A 17686-nucleotide genomic window follows, 5' to 3' on the forward strand; every position below is an offset into this window, starting at 1 on the left:
TATTACTCCTATGCTTTTTGTTTTAGTAGGTAAAAATAAGGAAATAAAAGTCAGCGATGTTGATTAAGGGAAAATAATTAAAATAGAGACTATATACCTAATAGATTTCGAGCCGCAGCTTGAAAGATGAAGGGTATAAAAGAAGCGGTTATAGCAGATAAATAGAACCCCGCTCGCCAGAACGGGGTATATGGTAAGTCTGAATTATTTAGATGCATCCAGCGCTTGGGCAAGATCGGCAATAATATCATCGATATGTTCAATGCCGATTGACAAGCGGATCATATCTTGTGATACGCCAGCTTTAATTAACTCCTCTTCATTTAATTGGCTATGTGTTGTTGAGGCTGGATGACAAGCCAGTGATTTAGCGTCGCCAATATTAACCAAGCGCATAATCAATTTTAGTGCGTCAATAAATCGTGCGCCGGATTGCTGCCCGCCTTTAATACCAAAGGAGAGAATGGCTGATGGCTTCCCATTTACATATTGTTGAGCCAGTTCATGTTCTGGGTGGCCTGACAACCCGGCATATTTCACCCAACTAACTTGAGGATGATCTTGCAGATAATGCGCGACTTTCAGCGCGTTTTCAGTATGACGCTCCATTCTTAATGCCAATGTTTCCAATCCTTGCAAGATAAGGAAAGCATTAAAAGGCGACAGTGAAGCGCCCATATTACGGAGCGGTACAACACGGCAGTGTCCGATAAATGCAGCTTTGCCAAATTGCTCGGTATAAATGATGTTATGATAGGAGGGATCCGGGGTAGTCAATATAGCAAACCGTTGCTTATATTTTTTCCAGGGGAAATTACCGGAATCCACAATAATACCGCCAATAGAGTTACCATGTCCTCCCATATACTTAGTTAAAGAGTGAATAACAATGTCAGCGCCATGCTCGAAAGGACGGCAAAGTACAGGGGTGGCGACAGTATTATCGACAATTAAGGGGACGCCATGACGATGAGCTACTTCGGCAAATTTTTTCAGATCAACAATATTACCTGCCGGGTTACCAATAGATTCACAAAATACTGCTTTAGTACGATCATCAATCAGTGATTCCAATGCTGCAATATCGTCGTGTTCAGCAAATCGTGTCTCAATCCCGAATCGTGGCAATGTGTGAGCCAGCAGGTTATAAGTGCCGCCATATAACTTAGCAACAGATATAATGTTATCACCCGCGCTGGCAATGGATTGAATCGCACAGGTGACGGCTGCCATGCCAGATGCAACGGCCAAGGCAGCTATTCCTCCTTCAAGTAGAGCAACCCGTTTTTCCAATACATCATTGGTCGGGTTCATAATGCGGGAATAGATGTTGCCTTCAACTTTTAAATCAAACAGATCGGCACCGTGTTGAGTATCGTCAAACGCATAGGATGTTGTTTGATAGATAGGAACGGCAACGGCTTTAGTTGTTGGATCAGGGGAATATCCGCCGTGGATAGCAAGAGTTTCTGGTTTCATTTTCGATCTCTTCTTTTACGGTAAGGTGACATATATCTTTGATGGATGGGATAAGCGGCTTATAGCCTCACTTACTATTGCTCATAAGTAACTTAATTGATATACCCGTTATCCTTCAAGTTGCCTCTTTGTTGGCTGCACTCGCTCACCCCGGTCACATAGTTATCTATGCTCCCGGGGATTCTCTCCCTTGCCGTCGCGATGCATCTTGAAATCCATAGGGTATATCTCTTTTTGATTGATGAACTATTGGAATAGGTATCTGTATAGACATGATATACCCTTCATCTTTCAAGCTGCTGCTTTGTTGGCGACTTTCACTCACCCCAGTCACATCGTTATCTATGCTCCTGGGGATTCGTTCACTTGCCGCCGCGCTGCAACTCGAAATCTATTAGGTATATTTCCGCTAATTCTTTATTAATTAAAGAAATAATTTAAAAAAGTTACTAATTATCTGCTTTAGTTATGCTGGTGTCATTATTTCCTAATAATGTGGATATTATCACAAAAGAATTCAACGATTTCAGCCAAGTAACATTAACTATTAAAATAAAAAATGAGAACAAAATACTTAAATAAATATCCAATCTTTTAGAAAGATCACAAAAATTTCCGTGAAATAGTTAGTTTTCGTTAGATTGCCTTAATTTATTTCTTCGCTGTTGCCTGAGAGAAAATAGAAGGTATACTCATCATTCTAACTTTTTCAAACTTTTCTAAATGATTTTGGTCGTAATTTATTGTTAGCATGACCAATATTGGCACTAACCAATAAATTAATGGGATTTTTATGGCTAAGTTTTCAACCCGGAGGGAGTTAAAACAACTTTTATTTTTCTCTTTCCCTATCATCGTTAGTCAGATAGCACGTACAGCAATGAGTTTTGTTGATATTGTGATGTCTGGTCACTATGCTACGGCTGATTTAGCCGCCGTAACGTTAGGCAGTAGTATTTGGTTTCCTATATTTGTATTAGGATATGGGATGATTATCATGCTCGCAGCAGATGTAGCCAAGCAGAAAGCGCAACATGATGACGAAGGAATTAAAGCAAGTCTTAAAAATTACTTGTTTCTGGCGGTGATACTTTCGATACCAATAATTCTTTTATTAATATTAGTTAGCTGGCTACTTTCGTTTATAGGCATCGATGAGCATATTTTAGAAATTACCCAGGGTTATGTTCTTGCAATGGCATGTGGTGTTCCTAGTGTTATGATATTTAATGTTTTTCGTTCATTTCTACAAGGATTGGAAGATACAAAAACCGCCATGTATTTGTCTGCTGGTGCTTTATTGTTGAATATACCACTAAATTACATACTCATTTATGGAAAACTGGGTTTGCCAGCAATGGGAGGTATTGGCGCGGGTATTACAACTGCGGTTATTAATAATCTCAGTGCTGTATGCCTGATTATCTATTTTTTGCTAAAGAAGGAATATCGTCGATATAGGCCAGATTTCAGTTTACCAAAATATAATGATTTAATCAGGACGTTTTATATTAGCATGCCAAGTGGATTGGCTCTTTTTGTTGAAATGGTTTTTCTAGATGTGATTGCGATAACTGCTGCTCCTTTAGGTGCGCAAGTCATTGCTGCACATAATATTATGCTTAATATTACCTCTATCATCTATACTATAACTGGGGGAATTGCAGCCGCCGTGACAGTGAGAGTCGGTTCCTATATTGGCAAGAGAGATAAAACATTATTAACAGGTACTATAAAGATCTCAATTGCTTTGATTTTATCTATTTCCGCAGTTATTGGTGTTTTAATCTACTATTTCGCAGGTTCATTTATTTCACTCTATACTAATGACAATGGAGTTATAATAATTGCGCTTAACATAATCTTTCTGTTATGCCTGTTCCAATTCTTTGATTCTTGTCAGGCGGCTTTATCCGGTATTTTACGGGGTTTTCATGATACCCGATCGGTATTTTACGCGCCGTTATTTGGTTATTGGTTAGTGGGTTTTCCATTAGGGTTTATTTTGGCTTTGACAGACTGGGTAACCGAGAGTATGGGAATTATAGGGTTTTGGTATGGGTTGGTTTTGGGTCTTTTTGTGAATGCTATTTTGCTGTTTATCATATTAAAGGTTAGACAGAGAGGAATGATTTCTCGGTTAATTTCCTAATTTACACTATAATATAGCGCATTAATTATGAAAGCCATACATATATACATTTATTTAGATAAAAATGTTTTTATGCTAAATTAATGTGGTTATTTAAGTTTGTAATTAAAATATAAATTAACTAATTTACTGTTTGTATAACTATTTTTTTTCGTTGTGGAATTATTTCAATGTTATTGGAAATGATGAATGGATAGTAAAGTTGTTATTCAAAATAAATGTAATACATATAGGAGTTATTATTATGATATAAATAAAATTATCTATTAGCTTCAAGTTATGAAGAGAGAAATCATCTATTTATAAATAGATGATAGTGGTTTTATTACAAAATTATTCTTTTAAATAATAACCTAAGGACTAAAGAGACTCATTAAAAATGAAAAATTATACCCCTAAACATTATGTTGTTAAGAAAATAGAAGATATGTCTATAACCACACAGATAGACTCAGATTCTCTGAATCAAGCTATATATTATCCTAATTCAGTCACTATCCATGCAGCCCCAAGAGGATCTGCAATACTTAATGATGCTCCGTCGAAATTTGGTCACGTTTTTATGACGGTTACAAGTTATGATAAGGATACTGATAGATTGGGGTCAATTACTATAGGATTAAGTATTGGAGATAGTATTTGGACGCCAAAAGATAATCTTTCTTTTAATGACCGTATTAATTATCCAGAGGCATCTAGTCTGACTATTATCTCAGGAAATTATCCACATTATCAGAATGTGGCTAGACTTTACCAAACAGTTAAAGATTATAAAGAAGGAAAGATAGCTCCTCCAGACTATCATCTTGGAGCTTTTAACTGCATTCATTTTATTAAAGAGTTGACCGAAAATGCTGGAATAAATTTGAGCCTAGGATCTACTCCTAATAATGTTGCTGAATACATAGAACATATTGCTAATAGATATAGAACACCTATAGTAATAGATCTTAATGGAGATGGTGTTAAGACGATTTCCATTGATTCAGGTATCAAATTTGATTTTGAAGGTAATGGAGATAAAACTAAAACTGGTTGGGTAAATGAAAATGATGGATTTTTAGTTCTTGATAGGAATAATGATGGTATAATTAACAATGGAAGTGAGCTCTTTGGAGAGGAAACTATTCTTTCTTCTGGTAAGAAAGCAAAAAATGGTTTTGAAGCTTTACTGGATTTAGACTCTAATAAGGATGGTATATTGGATGCTAATGATTTGTGGTGGTCTTCTCTAAAGATATGGCAAGATAAAAACCAAGATGCTTATACAGATCAAGATGAATTGATAAGTATGGAGGAGATTGGAATTGAGTCTATTAATTTGAACTATAAAGAAATTGATTATGTTGACACTGAGGGGAACTACCATGGTTTAGCGTCATCTGTTAATTGGAGCGATGGTAGAAGTACGAATATTGTTGATGTTTGGTTTAAACAAGGGGAGAATATTAATCTTTCTCGGGATGATGAAATTAATAAATTAATTAACCAACAGGAAAATTTTACAGAGAGAAATAGTGATATAGTCACTAAAAATGCTCAAAATGATCTTATACAGCCACAGAGTATCTTGGTAAATAATTTAGGGCAATATCATGAAGTATATTATTTTGATGATGGTTTTATTGGTTTCTAATGTATATGCGGGAAATATAGAAAAATATATTCCGAAAACAGTGTTTACAGGAATGCATTATGAGGATAAGGAAATTACCCTGAAAACACCCAGAACCGTCGAGGAGTTTCATAACTTAGAAAAACTGGCAGAAAAAGGGAGTGCAGATGCCAATTTTTTGCTTGGCCGTTTATATAGCGATAGTGCATTAGGAAGATCTGAAAGAGATTATCAAATGGCTAAGTATTATTATGAGGAAGCTTTGAGCTTAGATAGAAATCATATGTTGGCTTTATATTGGTTGGGTGGAATTTATAAATATGAAGGTAGAGATAAACAAGATGTGAAAAAAGCAATAGAACTTTATGAAAGAGCAGGTAGTTTGGGTCTTATAAGGGCATATAACAGTATTGCTGTCACTTACTTACATGGAGATGGTAACATTCCACAAGATTTAGAGAAAGCGAAAATATATTTCCAGAAAATAGCTGACATGGGGGATAAAGAAGCTAAATTTTCTTTAGAGCATTGGGACATCATACTGATACAGCTAGGATACAAAGAACCTGAATGATGCTCATATTACAGTATCATATCTATATAAATTCCCTGTCGAGAGATAGGGAATTTTTCTGAATTTATTTGAACAACTTATTCAATCCTTTCATAGCAAGCTGAAAATCAGTCAACTTTGCCATTTGATGGTTTATTTTATGAAATATTTTCATTGTGAATAAAAATTTACTTTTTAAAATCATGGTTATTCAATCTGTTATTAATAGGGAATTATATTTAAGTTAGAATGTAAATCATGTTTGTAATATTTTCATGTTACTTGCTTTATTAATTAATATATTAATAATGTTTTCCTGAATAAATATATTTATATTTGGCGTAATAATTTTCCCTATTTAAATCATTTAAGTGAAATATATATTTTTGATTTTCATTTATCATTGTCAAATATTTCTTAATTAATGTGAAATAACTAATTTCTCATCATATAGTTACTATATAAATAATAACATTGTAATTAATTAATATTGAAATAATTTCTTATTTACACATCTATATGTATTGATTTTTTTACGTTCATTATTGGTGATTTATCTAATATTATATCTATTATTATATTAAGGTTATGGTAAATATTTATTTAATAATTAAATAGTTAGCTGTATTAATTGCTATTCTATACAAATAGACAGGATTATTTTATGATAATGATTATCATTTCATTTTTTATTAAAAGTGCGTTAATATGCGGGCAGTCTTCGGACGGTACTAAAACTATGTAATAAGCAATACTCTAACATTTAATTAGTTAACATAAGGAATATGCTATGAACAAAGTTAAAGTGTTAATTGCAGTATTAGGTACATGTGGATTAGTAGCACAATCAATTGCTGTTTCTGGTACTGGGCAAACTCAAAATTATGATTCTAATAATCAAAGTATTCGTGTTGGGGTGACTGAAGCGCGTGGTGGCGGTCATCCAACTCCAGGTGGAGAACCGGGAATAGGCGTTCAATCTATTGGCGACGGTAAGATTACTAGTTTCTCAGGTCTTGCCAGATATGTTGAAGCGGATGCAAATGGAATTCACAAGATTTCTGTGCCTGGCTCGAGCAGCCATAAAGGTATGGGGGTCTTTAACTTTAGTAAAGTGGCTAATGCTGATGTCTATTTTGGTGAATGGTCACAAACCGGTGCAGTAAGTGATACGACTCATACCGCCTATTATTCTGGTAAAGATGTGACAACTAATTTACCTACCGGTGGCGTAGCAACTTATACGGTTAAAGGAATTAACCAATATAGTGGTAGCAATGCCCTGCATGGGACATTTACTGCTGATTTCGGTCAGAAAAGGCTTACTGGTTCAATAGCAAATAGTGCATTAACCGTTGGTATTAATTCTAGGATTAGAACAGATGGTTCATTTGCGGGTAGGGCGACTGCTGGAAATGTTGTCGGGACAAACAGCGGTCACTTCTTTGGCGATAATGCAGCTAGTTTAGCTGGGGTGGCTAAATTTGATGCGGATCACAGTAAAGATACTGCCTTTGGTGGAACTAAAAATCCATAATATGAATTTGTAATGACTGGATAAGACAAAGTTCATATGGGCTTTGTCTTATTTTTGGTTTGACAATTAAGCAGTGATATTAACGATGTTAAATACCCCAATTGTTCGTTTTACTTTACTCATTAGCTGTTTGTTTATAAAGCCATCTTTGGTGCTGGCAGATGAAGATACCGGTAGAAGATTGTGGCATAACGTACAGCGAAATTTGCAGGATCAGGAAAAAGCACTGGTCACGGATGAAACCGTGGATAAAAAAACGGATCATTTATCGATAGTACTTAATGGTCAGATTTTCAGTGTTGAGAATAATGTAAATGATATCGGTCGGGCGCTCTATTTAGCTATTAATCATCAACAAGTGCAGGATGTCGAGCGCTTTTTGTTGATATACCAGAAGTTACCTGGACATGATACCCAATTGGTCCATTTTGCTCAGGCAAATTTGGCGCGTTTACAAGGTGACTTAGTCGTGGCAGAACAGCATTATCAGGCTATCTTGCAGCAACAACCTGATTTTACCCGTGCTAAATTAGAGTTAGCTAGGGTCTATTATGAGAATCAAAAAAATAGAGAAGCCAGTTTACTGTTTAATGAGATTTCAGCGGCTGGTCTCGATAATGAAAATAAATTACCACCAGCAGTCATTAAGAATATAACTAATTATCAGGAGGCGATTAATTTGCGCAATGCCTGGCGTGGGTCTTTTTCCGTGGGATATATCTTTAACGATAACACGAATATGTCGCCGGATAAGCCTCCTGTTTGCACATTCTATCGTGAAAATGGTGAGTGCGCAGTTGAGCGCAATTTGCCTATGGCAAAGAAAGCAAATGGTATTAGTTATGATGCTACGTTACGTAAGATATATCCGCTAAGTGGTCACCACGGTGTCTTTTTACGTTCGATGACTTATGGGGAAAGTTATCGTCATCATAGTGAGGAGAATGAAAATACCACTTCTGCTTATTTTGGCTATAGCTATAAAGCGCAACAAGATGATTTACTAATAGGTCCAGTTGTTGAATTTAATTATATTGGTAATCGTTCCCGTTATCGTACTACAGGAGTGAAAACCGAATGGATGCATATTCTATCTAAAAATCTGGCATTGAATTTGGAGGGTGAATACAAGCAGTTTCGTTATCATAAACTTTATAATCATAATGATGGTAATATGGCCTCTGTTTATGCCACTTTATCTTATTATTTAACTGATCAAACAGTTACCTTTGCGGGTGGTGATTGGGTTAATAAAACTAGTGTTGAGAAAGCGGATGATTATCAACAAAAAGGTGTGCGAGCAGGCATTTCCACTCAATTGTATCCGGGAATTAATGCAGTAGTATTTACTGCATTACGCCAGCGGCAATTTGGTGATTACAGCGTCCCTCTAAATGCACGTCGTAAAGATAATGAACAATTCTATGCAGCAATTGTGAGTATGCCTAAATTTGAAGTTTTCGGTTTAACTCCAGTAATTACTTATCGATTTAGAAAAAATAGTAGTAATGTTGATTGGCTCTATTCCTATAATAAGAATGAAGTGTTAGTCAAATTTGAAAAGTATTTTTGATACTGATTGAAGTAACAAGTTATACCCTATGGATTTCAAGATGCATCGCGACGGCAAGGGAGAGAATCCCCGGGAGCATAGAGAACTATGTGACCGGGGTGAGCGAGTGCAGCCAACAAAGAGGCAACTTGAAAGATGACGGGTATATTTCAATCCACACTATGGCAGATAATGATTATGTATAAATTAAATAATAAATATAGCAAAATAACATTCATACTGGCATTGGCTTACAGTATGATGCCTTATCGTGCTGATGCAGAAACACTAATAACCCCGGCTCAATCATCTAAACAGCCCGCTGAAAATAAGGCTGACCTCGGTAAAATTAACGTTTCAGCGACCAGTGAAAAAGATGAGGCAGGTTATGATGCGGTTTATGATAAAGATATTACCAATATTTACTTGGGTAAGGATTTGGTAGAACGCTATAAGGGCGCTTCACCGGCGGATGTTTTAAAAAGTGCAGTCGGTGTATTTAGTGGTGATTCTAGAAACAGTGGCGCATTAGATCCTAATATTCGAGGTATTCAAGGACAGGGACGGGTTCCTGTTACCATTGACGGTACTGAGCAGGCAATTACCACCTGGCGTGGTTATAACGGTGCGAATAATCGTAACTATATTGACCCTAACCTGATCAGCAGCATTGAAATAGAAAAAGGTCCATCACTGACACGTGGAGTAAAAGGTTCGATCGGTGGGGCCGTAATGATCAAAACCTTGGATATTGATGATGTAGTACCAGTAGATGAACGATTTGGTATTAACTTGAAATTGGAAACCAGCAGCAATGCAGTTAAGGAGCGTGTACCGCATCTGGAATTGGGACAAGATTATCGAGATATTCCTGATTTTACTGAGGGGTTTAATTATGTTGATCCTGCATTAGAAATTACGCCAAAAACTTCAAAAGATAATAAATTATTGGGCCTAAAAGATAATGCGATACGTCTGGCGCTAGGTACCCGGCAGGAATATTTTGATTTAATGGCAGCTTATAGTTATCGCAGTAAAGGAAACTATTTTGCCGGCAAGGGTGGTGCTCATCGTTATGATGATCCCATTAGTAAAGAGGATATAGAGATCCTTGATGGTGGTACCCGGTCGTATGATCCTTATCTGCCTTTTGTGGCACGTATATATCGCCCCGGAAATGAGGTGCCTAATACCTCCAGTGAAATGGAATCTTGGTTATTTAAAAATAACTGGTACCTGGCTAATCAACAGACGATTGGGTTTGGTATCCGTGATACTAAAACGATTTACGGGGAGATTATGCCTTCGCGGCTTGGTTGGGTGCGGGCTAAAGATAATGTTGTACCACAGTGGCCGCTGGCGAATGTACATCAGCAGGCATTTAATCTGGATTATAAGTGGAAACCTGACGGGAACAAATGGGTTGATTTTGATATGAAATTTTGGATTACCCGTACTATCAGCGATACCAATACTGCCGGGGGATATCCACGTGAACCGCGAGAACGAGATGAAGTATGGGATGTGAATAAGGATGTGAATAATAAGCAAAGAGATCCGAATATTGATGGTCGTCTGGTAGATACTGCTTCTACCAATGCTCATAATAACCGTTGGGGTATTGATCTCTCTAATGCTTTTGCGTTGACTCCGGATCTGGATTTAACATTGTCAGCTAATCTACAGCAGGAGCGTTTGGGTTCTCATGATGATTACGAAGCAAAGAGTTTCTCCAATTTTCGTTCACTACCAAGAAAAGGACGCCGTCAGGAAAACAATATTGCCTTTAATTTTGACTGGCGTCCTACCTCATGGTTGGCATTAAGTGCTGGCGCTAAGCGAGTCAGTTATTGGTCTAAGGATGATTTTTTAAATGAACGTTTGGCTGTCCGAGATCCTCGTTATAGTAAAAATGAAAAACTGGTTGGCCAAGGGTTGCGATATCTGAGAACTCTTAACGATAGGGAAGCTGAACTGTATAAGAAGTTTGATGAATGTTTTGAGTGTCTAACCGATGATGAATTTGACGAATATAACGATAAAAAATTTACAAGTTCAAAAACACGAGATTCAATTCTTCGCCCTATGGTTCCGGTAGATGTGCTTTGGAAATTTAGTAATGATGGTAAGTTATATAAACAAGATAATCCCTATTTTAATGGGAAACTTGATATGAATGAGCGCGTTATTGATCCTGTGACGAATGAAGAAGTGTATAAATATGAATATAGTAATACTCAACATAATAGTAGCTATATTGACGACTCTGGAGAAATATTGAGTCATGGTGACGGTGGTTTAGTTTATAAAGAGAAAAATGAACAGGAGCGCTGGTCTAAACAACCTAAACGTAAGGATCATGCTTGGGCGCCAGTATTTTCCGCAACAGCCTATGTAAGTGATAATGCACGTATCTATACTCGCTATGCTGAGGCGGTACGTATGCCGAGTATTTTTGAAGATACCGTTGGATTTTCCTCTGCTTCCGTTGATAAACCAGTGCGTGCTTTTAAACCTGAACGTAGTAAAACTGTGGAAGTGGGTTATGTGCATGATTTAAGTCAATTGTTGGGCGCGGAGCGTAATGCGGACATTAAATTCGCTTATTATAATACAGTTATAGAAAATATCTTTGACCGTGACAGTAACTTTATATTTACTCAACTAGATAAACAGAAATTATCCGGTTTAGAAATACAGGGACGTTATGATAACGGTGGCTTCTTTACCCATTTTGGCCTATCTTATAATCTTAAAAATAAAGTTTGCGATAAAATGGAATCACTTATGTTAGATTTGACAAATCGATATGGTGTTCCTGAATGTATTGATGGCGGTTTTCCCGGTGGTTTTTTAAGGACAACTATTCCACCTCGTTATTCTCTTAATCTGAATATCGGTGGCCGGTTATTAGATGAAAATTTAGAAATCGGCAGTAGAGTATTATACCACAGCAGAGTGGAGAATAAGGATGAAAAATGGTTAATGAAAAAAATGCCCGGCGTTTATAAAGGGATAAATAATAATCCGATGCGCTGGAATTCGGTAATGACTGTAGATGCTTATATTAATTATCAGGTTACGCCAGATGTAGTCGTTGAATTATCTGGCACCAACTTAACCGATCGCTATTATCTGGACCCGTTAACGCGCTCCATGATGCCAGCGCCTGGGCGAACGTTTAAGCTTAGTGTCACCAGTCGGTTCTGACTCTTTAAGGGAGATTCGCTGGTTGCCGTTAAAAGAGTGCTGGCAATCTCCATAGGATAACGAACGGAAAGATGGCTTGAAGTTATGATGAAAAATCGTCTTTATATTGGCTTATTTGCTTCCTTACTGTTACACGCCGGCATTATCGTGTTTATGGCGTGGCATTTACTGCGTGATGACAGTGCGAATAATCAATCAGTGAATTCGCCAATAATCAGTATGTCAATAGAAATGGTTGCTTCGGCAGCACCGGCTGGACAGGAACAGCCTGTAGAACCGGAACCTGTTCCACCCTCGTTACCGCCAGAGATAGTGGTAGCGGAATCACCCCATGAGGCAAAAATAGTACTTAATAAGCCAGTGGATAAGCCATGGAAACAGGAACGTCCGAGGCCACCGCCAGAAAAGCATGTGGATGTTAAACCGAAGAACAAATCTCAGCCACAGAAAAAACCGGTAGAAGAGCCTCAACAAAAACAGGCAGAGCAAACGGAAGGCAACTCTCAGTTAGCAGGGAGAGATACTGCGGATTCACAAGCTGGTGCCCGTCAAGCGACGACCAGTCAACCGATGACTGGCATTGGAGCTGATGAGTTACAAAACTATCAGTCCGCTTTGCGTCGTGAAATTGAAAAACATAAACGTTATCCGCGTCGGGCTAAGAAGATGAAGCAACAAGGTATAGTTCAGGTCAGGTTTAGCTTGCTGGATAGCGGCGATCTGACGAATCATCAATTAGTGCGGAGTTCAGGCGCTGATGAATTGGATCGGGCTGCACTTACGGCTATCCAACAGGCTCGGTCAGTAGGGCTGAAACCGGCTGGTTTGCCGAGGGAGCTTACCTTGGCAATAGAATTTAATTTGAACTGAAAAGGGCTTGGGCAGTGAAGATACTTTTGCTGCCTTGGTCATAATGGTGTCATGTACGTTTGGCGCAAATTAGGTCGTTTCGGCGTTCAGTCGTTCAATTCGCATATGTAATAACGGAAATGGATTACCTTGACCATCAATTTCTGAGCGGTTGAAAACGCTAAATCCTTGGTGCTGATAGAAACCCACTCCTTGAATATTTTGTTCATTAACATCAAGTTCATTGATACCTAATTCGGTGATAGCAAAATTTACCAGTGCTTTGCCGATACCTTTACCACGGGAATTTGGTGAGATAAACAGCATTTCAACCCGATGCTGATCAACGCTAATAAAACCCTCAATTTCGTGTTTGCCATTTATTGCTTTATAAACAGTCAGTGCTGGTAAATAGGTATGCAGAATTAATGGACGAAGTTCATTAATATGTTTGTCAGATAAAAAGTCATGTGTTGCTCGTACCGAGGCTTCCCAAATTTCTATCAGATTATTGAAATCGGCCTTTATTGCTTGCTGAATTCTCATATTCATTCTTCTTAATCTTTTATTTTTCTAAACTGAGATGAATTGATGCTATACCTAATAGATTTCGAGTTGCAGCGAGGCGGCAAGTGAACGAATCCCCAGGAGCATAGATAACTATGTGACTGGGGTGAGTGAAAGCAGCCAACAAAGCAGCCGCTTGAAAGATGAAGGGTATATCACGTTTGTTGTGATGGATCGCTTCAAATATTACTCAGACTTAGCCATTATTCTTATCAGAATCTTCTTCTGTCTGTTTTGTGATCTATTTCATGAAACAAAGGAGAGAATTGAATCAATTTGGTCTAATATTACTTTTTATAGATAGTTGAATTTTAACCAAATTGATTAATTGAACAATCAAGCAACACTAAACTTTAAAACCTAAAAAAACAATGCGGGATTCTCTCTGTTACTAACTATAATGAGGTATTGGTTAATCAGATAGGGGATTGCGTCATATCTCATTAACGTAGTTTCTATTTGGATTGATCATTTCAATTGAACGGCTAGTTCAATGATAAATATAAAATAACTTCTTGAGGATCATATTAATGAAAAGGGCATTTATATTTGCACCAGGCATATTAGCACTTTTGGTAAGTGCAATTTCGAATGCACACACTTATGACCATCTATATGTTTTTGGTGATAGCTTGAGTGATGGTAGAAAAGATCATCGATACATGATAGATGGTAATACCAGTAAATTGTATAACGATCTTATCGCTCAACATTTAGGGACTGAATTGATTCCTTTCGATAAAGGTGGGACTAATTACGCAGTAGGTGGAGCGACTGCTGATCCTGATTTAAAGAAAGATAATAATACTCAAAATCAGGTGGATAATTATCTAGCAAGCCACGGTAATCGTGCTGATCCTAATGGCATGTATGTTCACTGGGTTGGTGGTAATGATCTTAAAGCTGTCATGTTAGGGGGCGATCCGAATATTGTTAAAAATAGCGCTATGCAAGCTTCAGCACAGGTGCATAAACTTCTTGATGCGGGAGCTGGGATCGTTATTGTACCCACTGTTCCTGATCTCGGTAAAACACCAATGATTATGAAAGCTGTCGTCTCTAAAGGACTCAAGATGATCCCGACTTCTCTTACTCCTGATCAGATTGAGGAATTAAAGGATATGATTCGTGCGGGCACTAATGAATATCCAACGATAAATGAAGATACTCGCTTTCAAGTTATCCAAGGTATCTTTGAAACGCTTGCGGCTCGTGCTTCAAATGGAGATGCTAAAAAAGCGGAAGAATACAAGCGACTATTACTTGATAATTATAACGAAACAAGCAGCAAGGCTTCAGGATTGGTTGATAATTACAATGAATTAGAAGATATCGCACTTAGCAAGAAAGCTGGCAATATTGTTCGGGTTGATGTTAATGCACTTTTGCATGAAGTCATTGATAATCCTTTACGTTACGGTTTTTCCAATACTTTAGGCTATGCTTGTGTTCGGGATGTTGAGGCTAATTCCTGTAGTTATAATGATAGCGGTTTTGATGCTAGTAAATCCTTTTTGTTCTCCGATGATTTCCATCCGACTCCAGCCGCACAGCATATAGTCGGCCAGTACACTATTTCAATCCTTAATGCTCCACATCAGGCTATGTCACTGACGAATACCAACAATGTGCCGGTGAAGGGGGCGCTTGCTTCTCTTGACAGCCGTTTGCAACAGCTACGCAGCGTGGGTAATGACCAAGGTAAAATAGGCGTATTCGGTGGTTATAGTGGTAATCACAACAGTACACTGACACTGGGTAGTGACTATCAACTCACGGATAATATCCTGTTGGGGGGAATGATCTCGCGTTATCAGGATAAGCGTTCAGTTAATCATTTCCACGCGGATGGTCGTGGTTATGTCTTCACCACTTATGGCTTATGGCGTTACTACGATAAAGGTTGGATTAGCGGCGATCTTCACTATTTGGACATGAAATATGAGGATATTACGCGTGGTATCGTGCTTAATGAGTGGCTGCGCAAGGAGCATGCTTCGACTACTGGTCATCAGTGGGGAGGACGCATTACCGCGGGTTGGGATATTCCGCTGACATCTGCGGTGATGACCAGCCCAATTATTCAGTACGCTTGGGATAAGAGTTATGTTAAAGGTTATCGTGAATCGGGTAATCGTAGCACGGCTATGAATTTCGGCGATCAACGTTACGACTCTCAGGTTGGAACATTGGGCTGGCGTCTGGACACCCATTTTAGTCGTTTTAACCCTTATGCGGAAGTTCGGTTTAACCACCAGTTTGGCGAAAAACATTATCAGATTCGTAGTGCCATTAACTCAACTCAGACATCTTTCGTTAGCAAAAGCCAAAAACAGGACACTAACTGGCGTGAATACGTTATCGGTATGAATGCTGCTATTACAAAAGATTGGGGCGCTTTTGCGTCAATATCACGTAATGATGGTGATGTGCGGAATCACACTTATGCTTTCAGCTTAGGTGTTAATGCCAGTTTCTAATTTCAGTTAGTTAAAAGTGGTAAGTTGATAAAACAGTAGCTCCCTGTTTGTCACAATAGTGTGGCTATTGTCGTAGTAATGCCCGACCACCTTGTCGGGCATTTTTCATGACTAATTGATATGACTACCTTATAACTTAGGCTGTTTGTAAATATCCGGTCGAACAATTTGCCAGACAAAGTTTTCTTCGTTTACTGGGGAATAACCCATTTTTTCATATAGCCACGGTGCCATCGAAGTGACAAGCATAATATGACGAAGCTGTGCTATTTGGGGATGTTCCAGGCAACATGTCATTAACCAGCGTCCTAATCCCAATCCTCGATAGTCGTCTAAAATAAAAACATCACTAAGATAACCAAAGGTTGTGAAGTCAGTCACGATACGAGCAAATCCTATTTGCTGAGTATTTTTATACAGACCAAAGTTCAAGCTATTTTCGATCGACAACTTAACTGTCTCCTTGTCGATTCCTTCTGCCCAGATGGATTTCGTCAGAAACTGCTGTATGATCGTAATATCTAATTTATTTTTATCTGTAGTGACAACATATCCATCCTTTTCCCAACGATGCAATTTTTCCATTCTGACTTCCTCTGAAATAAAATGATAATAATTGATTATGATGTCTCTGCACTTGAATGTGTTGCCGAGACTTTTATCATGGAAAGAATATAGCGATTTGAATGAATAACACCATAGGGCCGTATGTTGCCTCTTCAAGTTTTCGACTATATAGACAGGCCCTACTGTACAGAGCAGGCATCCATTTCTTCAGAATTGTTTGACATTAGATAGAGTTAATTTTGTCTTCCGGTATATACCATCGGAGAGAATTCTTAATGGGAGACGGAGTTACCATAACTAATCCTTTGTTAGCCAGTTTCAATAACAGATAACGTGCTTTGTAGATAGTGAAATCACATTGTTCTGCTACATCACGCGTACTAGGCCATGATTCTGGTGGGGGAGCCGCTTGCATTTTCCGAATGGTACATAATTCGGATATGACATTGAGTACTTGATCCGTCTGGGAAGGTTGAGTCGAATCTTTCCGGTTTTCCATATTAACTCCAGGCTTTATTGAACCCAGTTGGATATCTTGAGTCATTCGGATAATCCAACGGTTAATTTCAACACATGAGGGCAATCCGAATGTTCTATTCAGTCATAAAGAATTGCCGGGTATATCCTGTTTTGTCAAGGTTGGTTTTTGTACGATGAAGAACGATTATATCGAAAAATTGAAATTTTAGATCTTTTAATTTGAAAAACAAATTGCATAAAGAATTTTATTCTCATATAGATATAATTTGCGACACTATAGATCGCAAATGATCGTATTGAAATGTTATCTAAGTATTTTGTTGTGAAATTATTTGAATTTGTATTTTTTGTTTTTATTAATTGAATTATTCTGTAATACTTAAAAGGTCGATAGGGTCATTGTTAATATCAGGGCAAGATCTCACAATTTTAACAAGGTTATTTGGGTTAAATAAAGACCAAAATATAACTTTTTATAGCCACTTCTCTCATTAAAACGTTAAGATCTCTCTATTCTATAAAAGCGTGATCTTAATAATGAGTATTTTCAACTTTATCAGCAAGATAGATGACCCACGTTCTGACATCAATAAAAAACATGAATTAATGGATGTGATTTTTTTAGCTTTTTCTGCTGTGTTATGT

12 protein-coding genes are annotated in these 17686 nt (G+C 37.7%); 8 read left to right on the top strand and 4 right to left on the bottom strand.

Going from position 1 to position 17686, the window contains the following annotated elements; translation table 11 throughout:
* Positions 1-204: 204 nt before the first annotated feature.
* Positions 205-1479 carry a bifunctional O-acetylhomoserine aminocarboxypropyltransferase/cysteine synthase gene (locus tag D3222_RS12280; protein ID WP_118986423.1) on the bottom strand — a complete coding sequence of 425 codons (1275 nt, stop codon included), beginning with the start codon at positions 1477-1479 and terminating at the stop codon, positions 205-207.
* A gap of 793 nt (positions 1480-2272) precedes the next feature.
* On the opposite strand from D3222_RS12280, the gene D3222_RS12290 reads away from it, so the two are divergent.
* The 7 genes from D3222_RS12290 to D3222_RS12320 all read left to right on the top strand — a co-directional run bounded on the left by D3222_RS12290 (position 2273) and on the right by D3222_RS12320 (position 12968).
* On the top strand, positions 2273-3631 hold the full coding sequence (locus D3222_RS12290) for an MATE family efflux transporter (protein ID WP_118986425.1): 1359 nt from the start codon (positions 2273-2275) through the stop codon (positions 3629-3631).
* Positions 3632-4010: 379 nt separating this feature from the next.
* A complete protein-coding gene (locus D3222_RS12295) occupies positions 4011-5267 on the top strand; it encodes a hypothetical protein (RefSeq protein ID WP_118986426.1) in 1257 nt (418 codons plus the stop codon).
* Entirely contained in the window at positions 5227-5820 is a 594-nt protein-coding gene (locus D3222_RS12300) for a tetratricopeptide repeat protein (protein ID WP_118986427.1), read from the top strand. The genes D3222_RS12295 and D3222_RS12300 overlap by 41 nt, the downstream gene beginning before the upstream one ends.
* Before the next feature lie 769 nt (positions 5821-6589).
* Entirely contained in the window at positions 6590-7336 is a 747-nt protein-coding gene (locus D3222_RS12305; protein WP_118986428.1) for a Slam-dependent surface lipoprotein, read from the top strand.
* Positions 7337-7421: 85 nt separating this feature from the next.
* Entirely contained in the window at positions 7422-8909 is a 1488-nt protein-coding gene (locus tag D3222_RS12310) for a surface lipoprotein assembly modifier (RefSeq protein WP_118986429.1), read from the top strand.
* 135 nt (positions 8910-9044) lie between these two features.
* Entirely contained in the window at positions 9045-12098 is a 3054-nt protein-coding gene (locus D3222_RS12315; protein WP_198672797.1) for a TonB-dependent receptor domain-containing protein, read from the top strand.
* Between the two features lie 87 nt (positions 12099-12185).
* Positions 12186-12968: an energy transducer TonB gene (locus D3222_RS12320; RefSeq protein WP_232832498.1), complete on the top strand. Its 783-nt coding sequence runs from the start codon at positions 12186-12188 to the stop codon at positions 12966-12968.
* A 69-nt stretch (positions 12969-13037) separates the two neighbouring features.
* On the opposite strand, the gene D3222_RS12325 is transcribed toward D3222_RS12320, so the two are convergent.
* The gene (locus D3222_RS12325) at positions 13038-13493 is read right to left on the bottom strand and encodes a GNAT family N-acetyltransferase (RefSeq protein WP_118986431.1); all 456 of its coding nucleotides are present in this window, start codon (positions 13491-13493) and stop codon (positions 13038-13040) included.
* 551 nt (positions 13494-14044) lie between these two features.
* On the opposite strand from D3222_RS12325, the gene D3222_RS12330 reads away from it, so the two are divergent.
* Positions 14045-15994: an autotransporter outer membrane beta-barrel domain-containing protein gene (locus D3222_RS12330; protein WP_118986432.1), complete on the top strand. Its 1950-nt coding sequence runs from the start codon at positions 14045-14047 to the stop codon at positions 15992-15994.
* Between the two features lie 129 nt (positions 15995-16123).
* Here the strand turns inward: D3222_RS12330 and D3222_RS12335 are convergent, their stop codons facing one another.
* Together D3222_RS12335 and D3222_RS12340 are read right to left on the bottom strand one after the other, a co-directional pair.
* Positions 16124-16579: a GNAT family N-acetyltransferase gene (locus D3222_RS12335; protein ID WP_118986433.1), complete on the bottom strand. Its 456-nt coding sequence runs from the start codon at positions 16577-16579 to the stop codon at positions 16124-16126.
* A 205-nt stretch (positions 16580-16784) separates the two neighbouring features.
* Positions 16785-17105 (bottom strand): FaeA/PapI family transcriptional regulator, encoded by a 321-nt coding sequence (locus tag D3222_RS12340; RefSeq protein ID WP_232832499.1) that lies wholly within the window; start codon positions 17103-17105, stop codon positions 16785-16787.
* Between the last annotated feature and the right edge of the window lie 581 nt (positions 17106-17686).

Source organism: Photorhabdus sp. CRCIA-P01 (assembly GCF_003545805.1).
Taxonomy (GTDB): Bacteria; Pseudomonadota; Gammaproteobacteria; order Enterobacterales; family Enterobacteriaceae; genus Photorhabdus; species Photorhabdus antumapuensis.

Bases quoted from the DNA above. Each gene is read 5' to 3' on its own strand.
- D3222_RS12280 (WP_118986423.1), bottom strand. From the start codon at position 1,479: ATGAAACCAGAAACTCTTGCTATCCACGGCGGATATTCCCCTGATCCA.
- D3222_RS12290 (WP_118986425.1), top strand. From the start codon at position 2,273: ATGGCTAAGTTTTCAACCCGGAGGGAGTTAAAACAACTTTTATTTTTC.
- D3222_RS12295 (WP_118986426.1), top strand. From the start codon at position 4,011: ATGAAAAATTATACCCCTAAACATTATGTTGTTAAGAAAATAGAAGAT.
- D3222_RS12300 (WP_118986427.1), top strand. From the start codon at position 5,227: ATGAAGTATATTATTTTGATGATGGTTTTATTGGTTTCTAATGTATAT.
- D3222_RS12305 (WP_118986428.1), top strand. From the start codon at position 6,590: ATGAACAAAGTTAAAGTGTTAATTGCAGTATTAGGTACATGTGGATTA.
- D3222_RS12310 (WP_118986429.1), top strand. From the start codon at position 7,422: ATGTTAAATACCCCAATTGTTCGTTTTACTTTACTCATTAGCTGTTTG.
- D3222_RS12315 (WP_198672797.1), top strand. From the start codon at position 9,045: ATGACGGGTATATTTCAATCCACACTATGGCAGATAATGATTATGTAT.
- D3222_RS12320 (WP_232832498.1), top strand. From the start codon at position 12,186: ATGAAAAATCGTCTTTATATTGGCTTATTTGCTTCCTTACTGTTACAC.
- D3222_RS12325 (WP_118986431.1), bottom strand. From the start codon at position 13,493: ATGAGAATTCAGCAAGCAATAAAGGCCGATTTCAATAATCTGATAGAA.
- D3222_RS12330 (WP_118986432.1), top strand. From the start codon at position 14,045: ATGAAAAGGGCATTTATATTTGCACCAGGCATATTAGCACTTTTGGTA.
- D3222_RS12335 (WP_118986433.1), bottom strand. From the start codon at position 16,579: ATGGAAAAATTGCATCGTTGGGAAAAGGATGGATATGTTGTCACTACA.
- D3222_RS12340 (WP_232832499.1), bottom strand. From the start codon at position 17,105: ATGACTCAAGATATCCAACTGGGTTCAATAAAGCCTGGAGTTAATATG.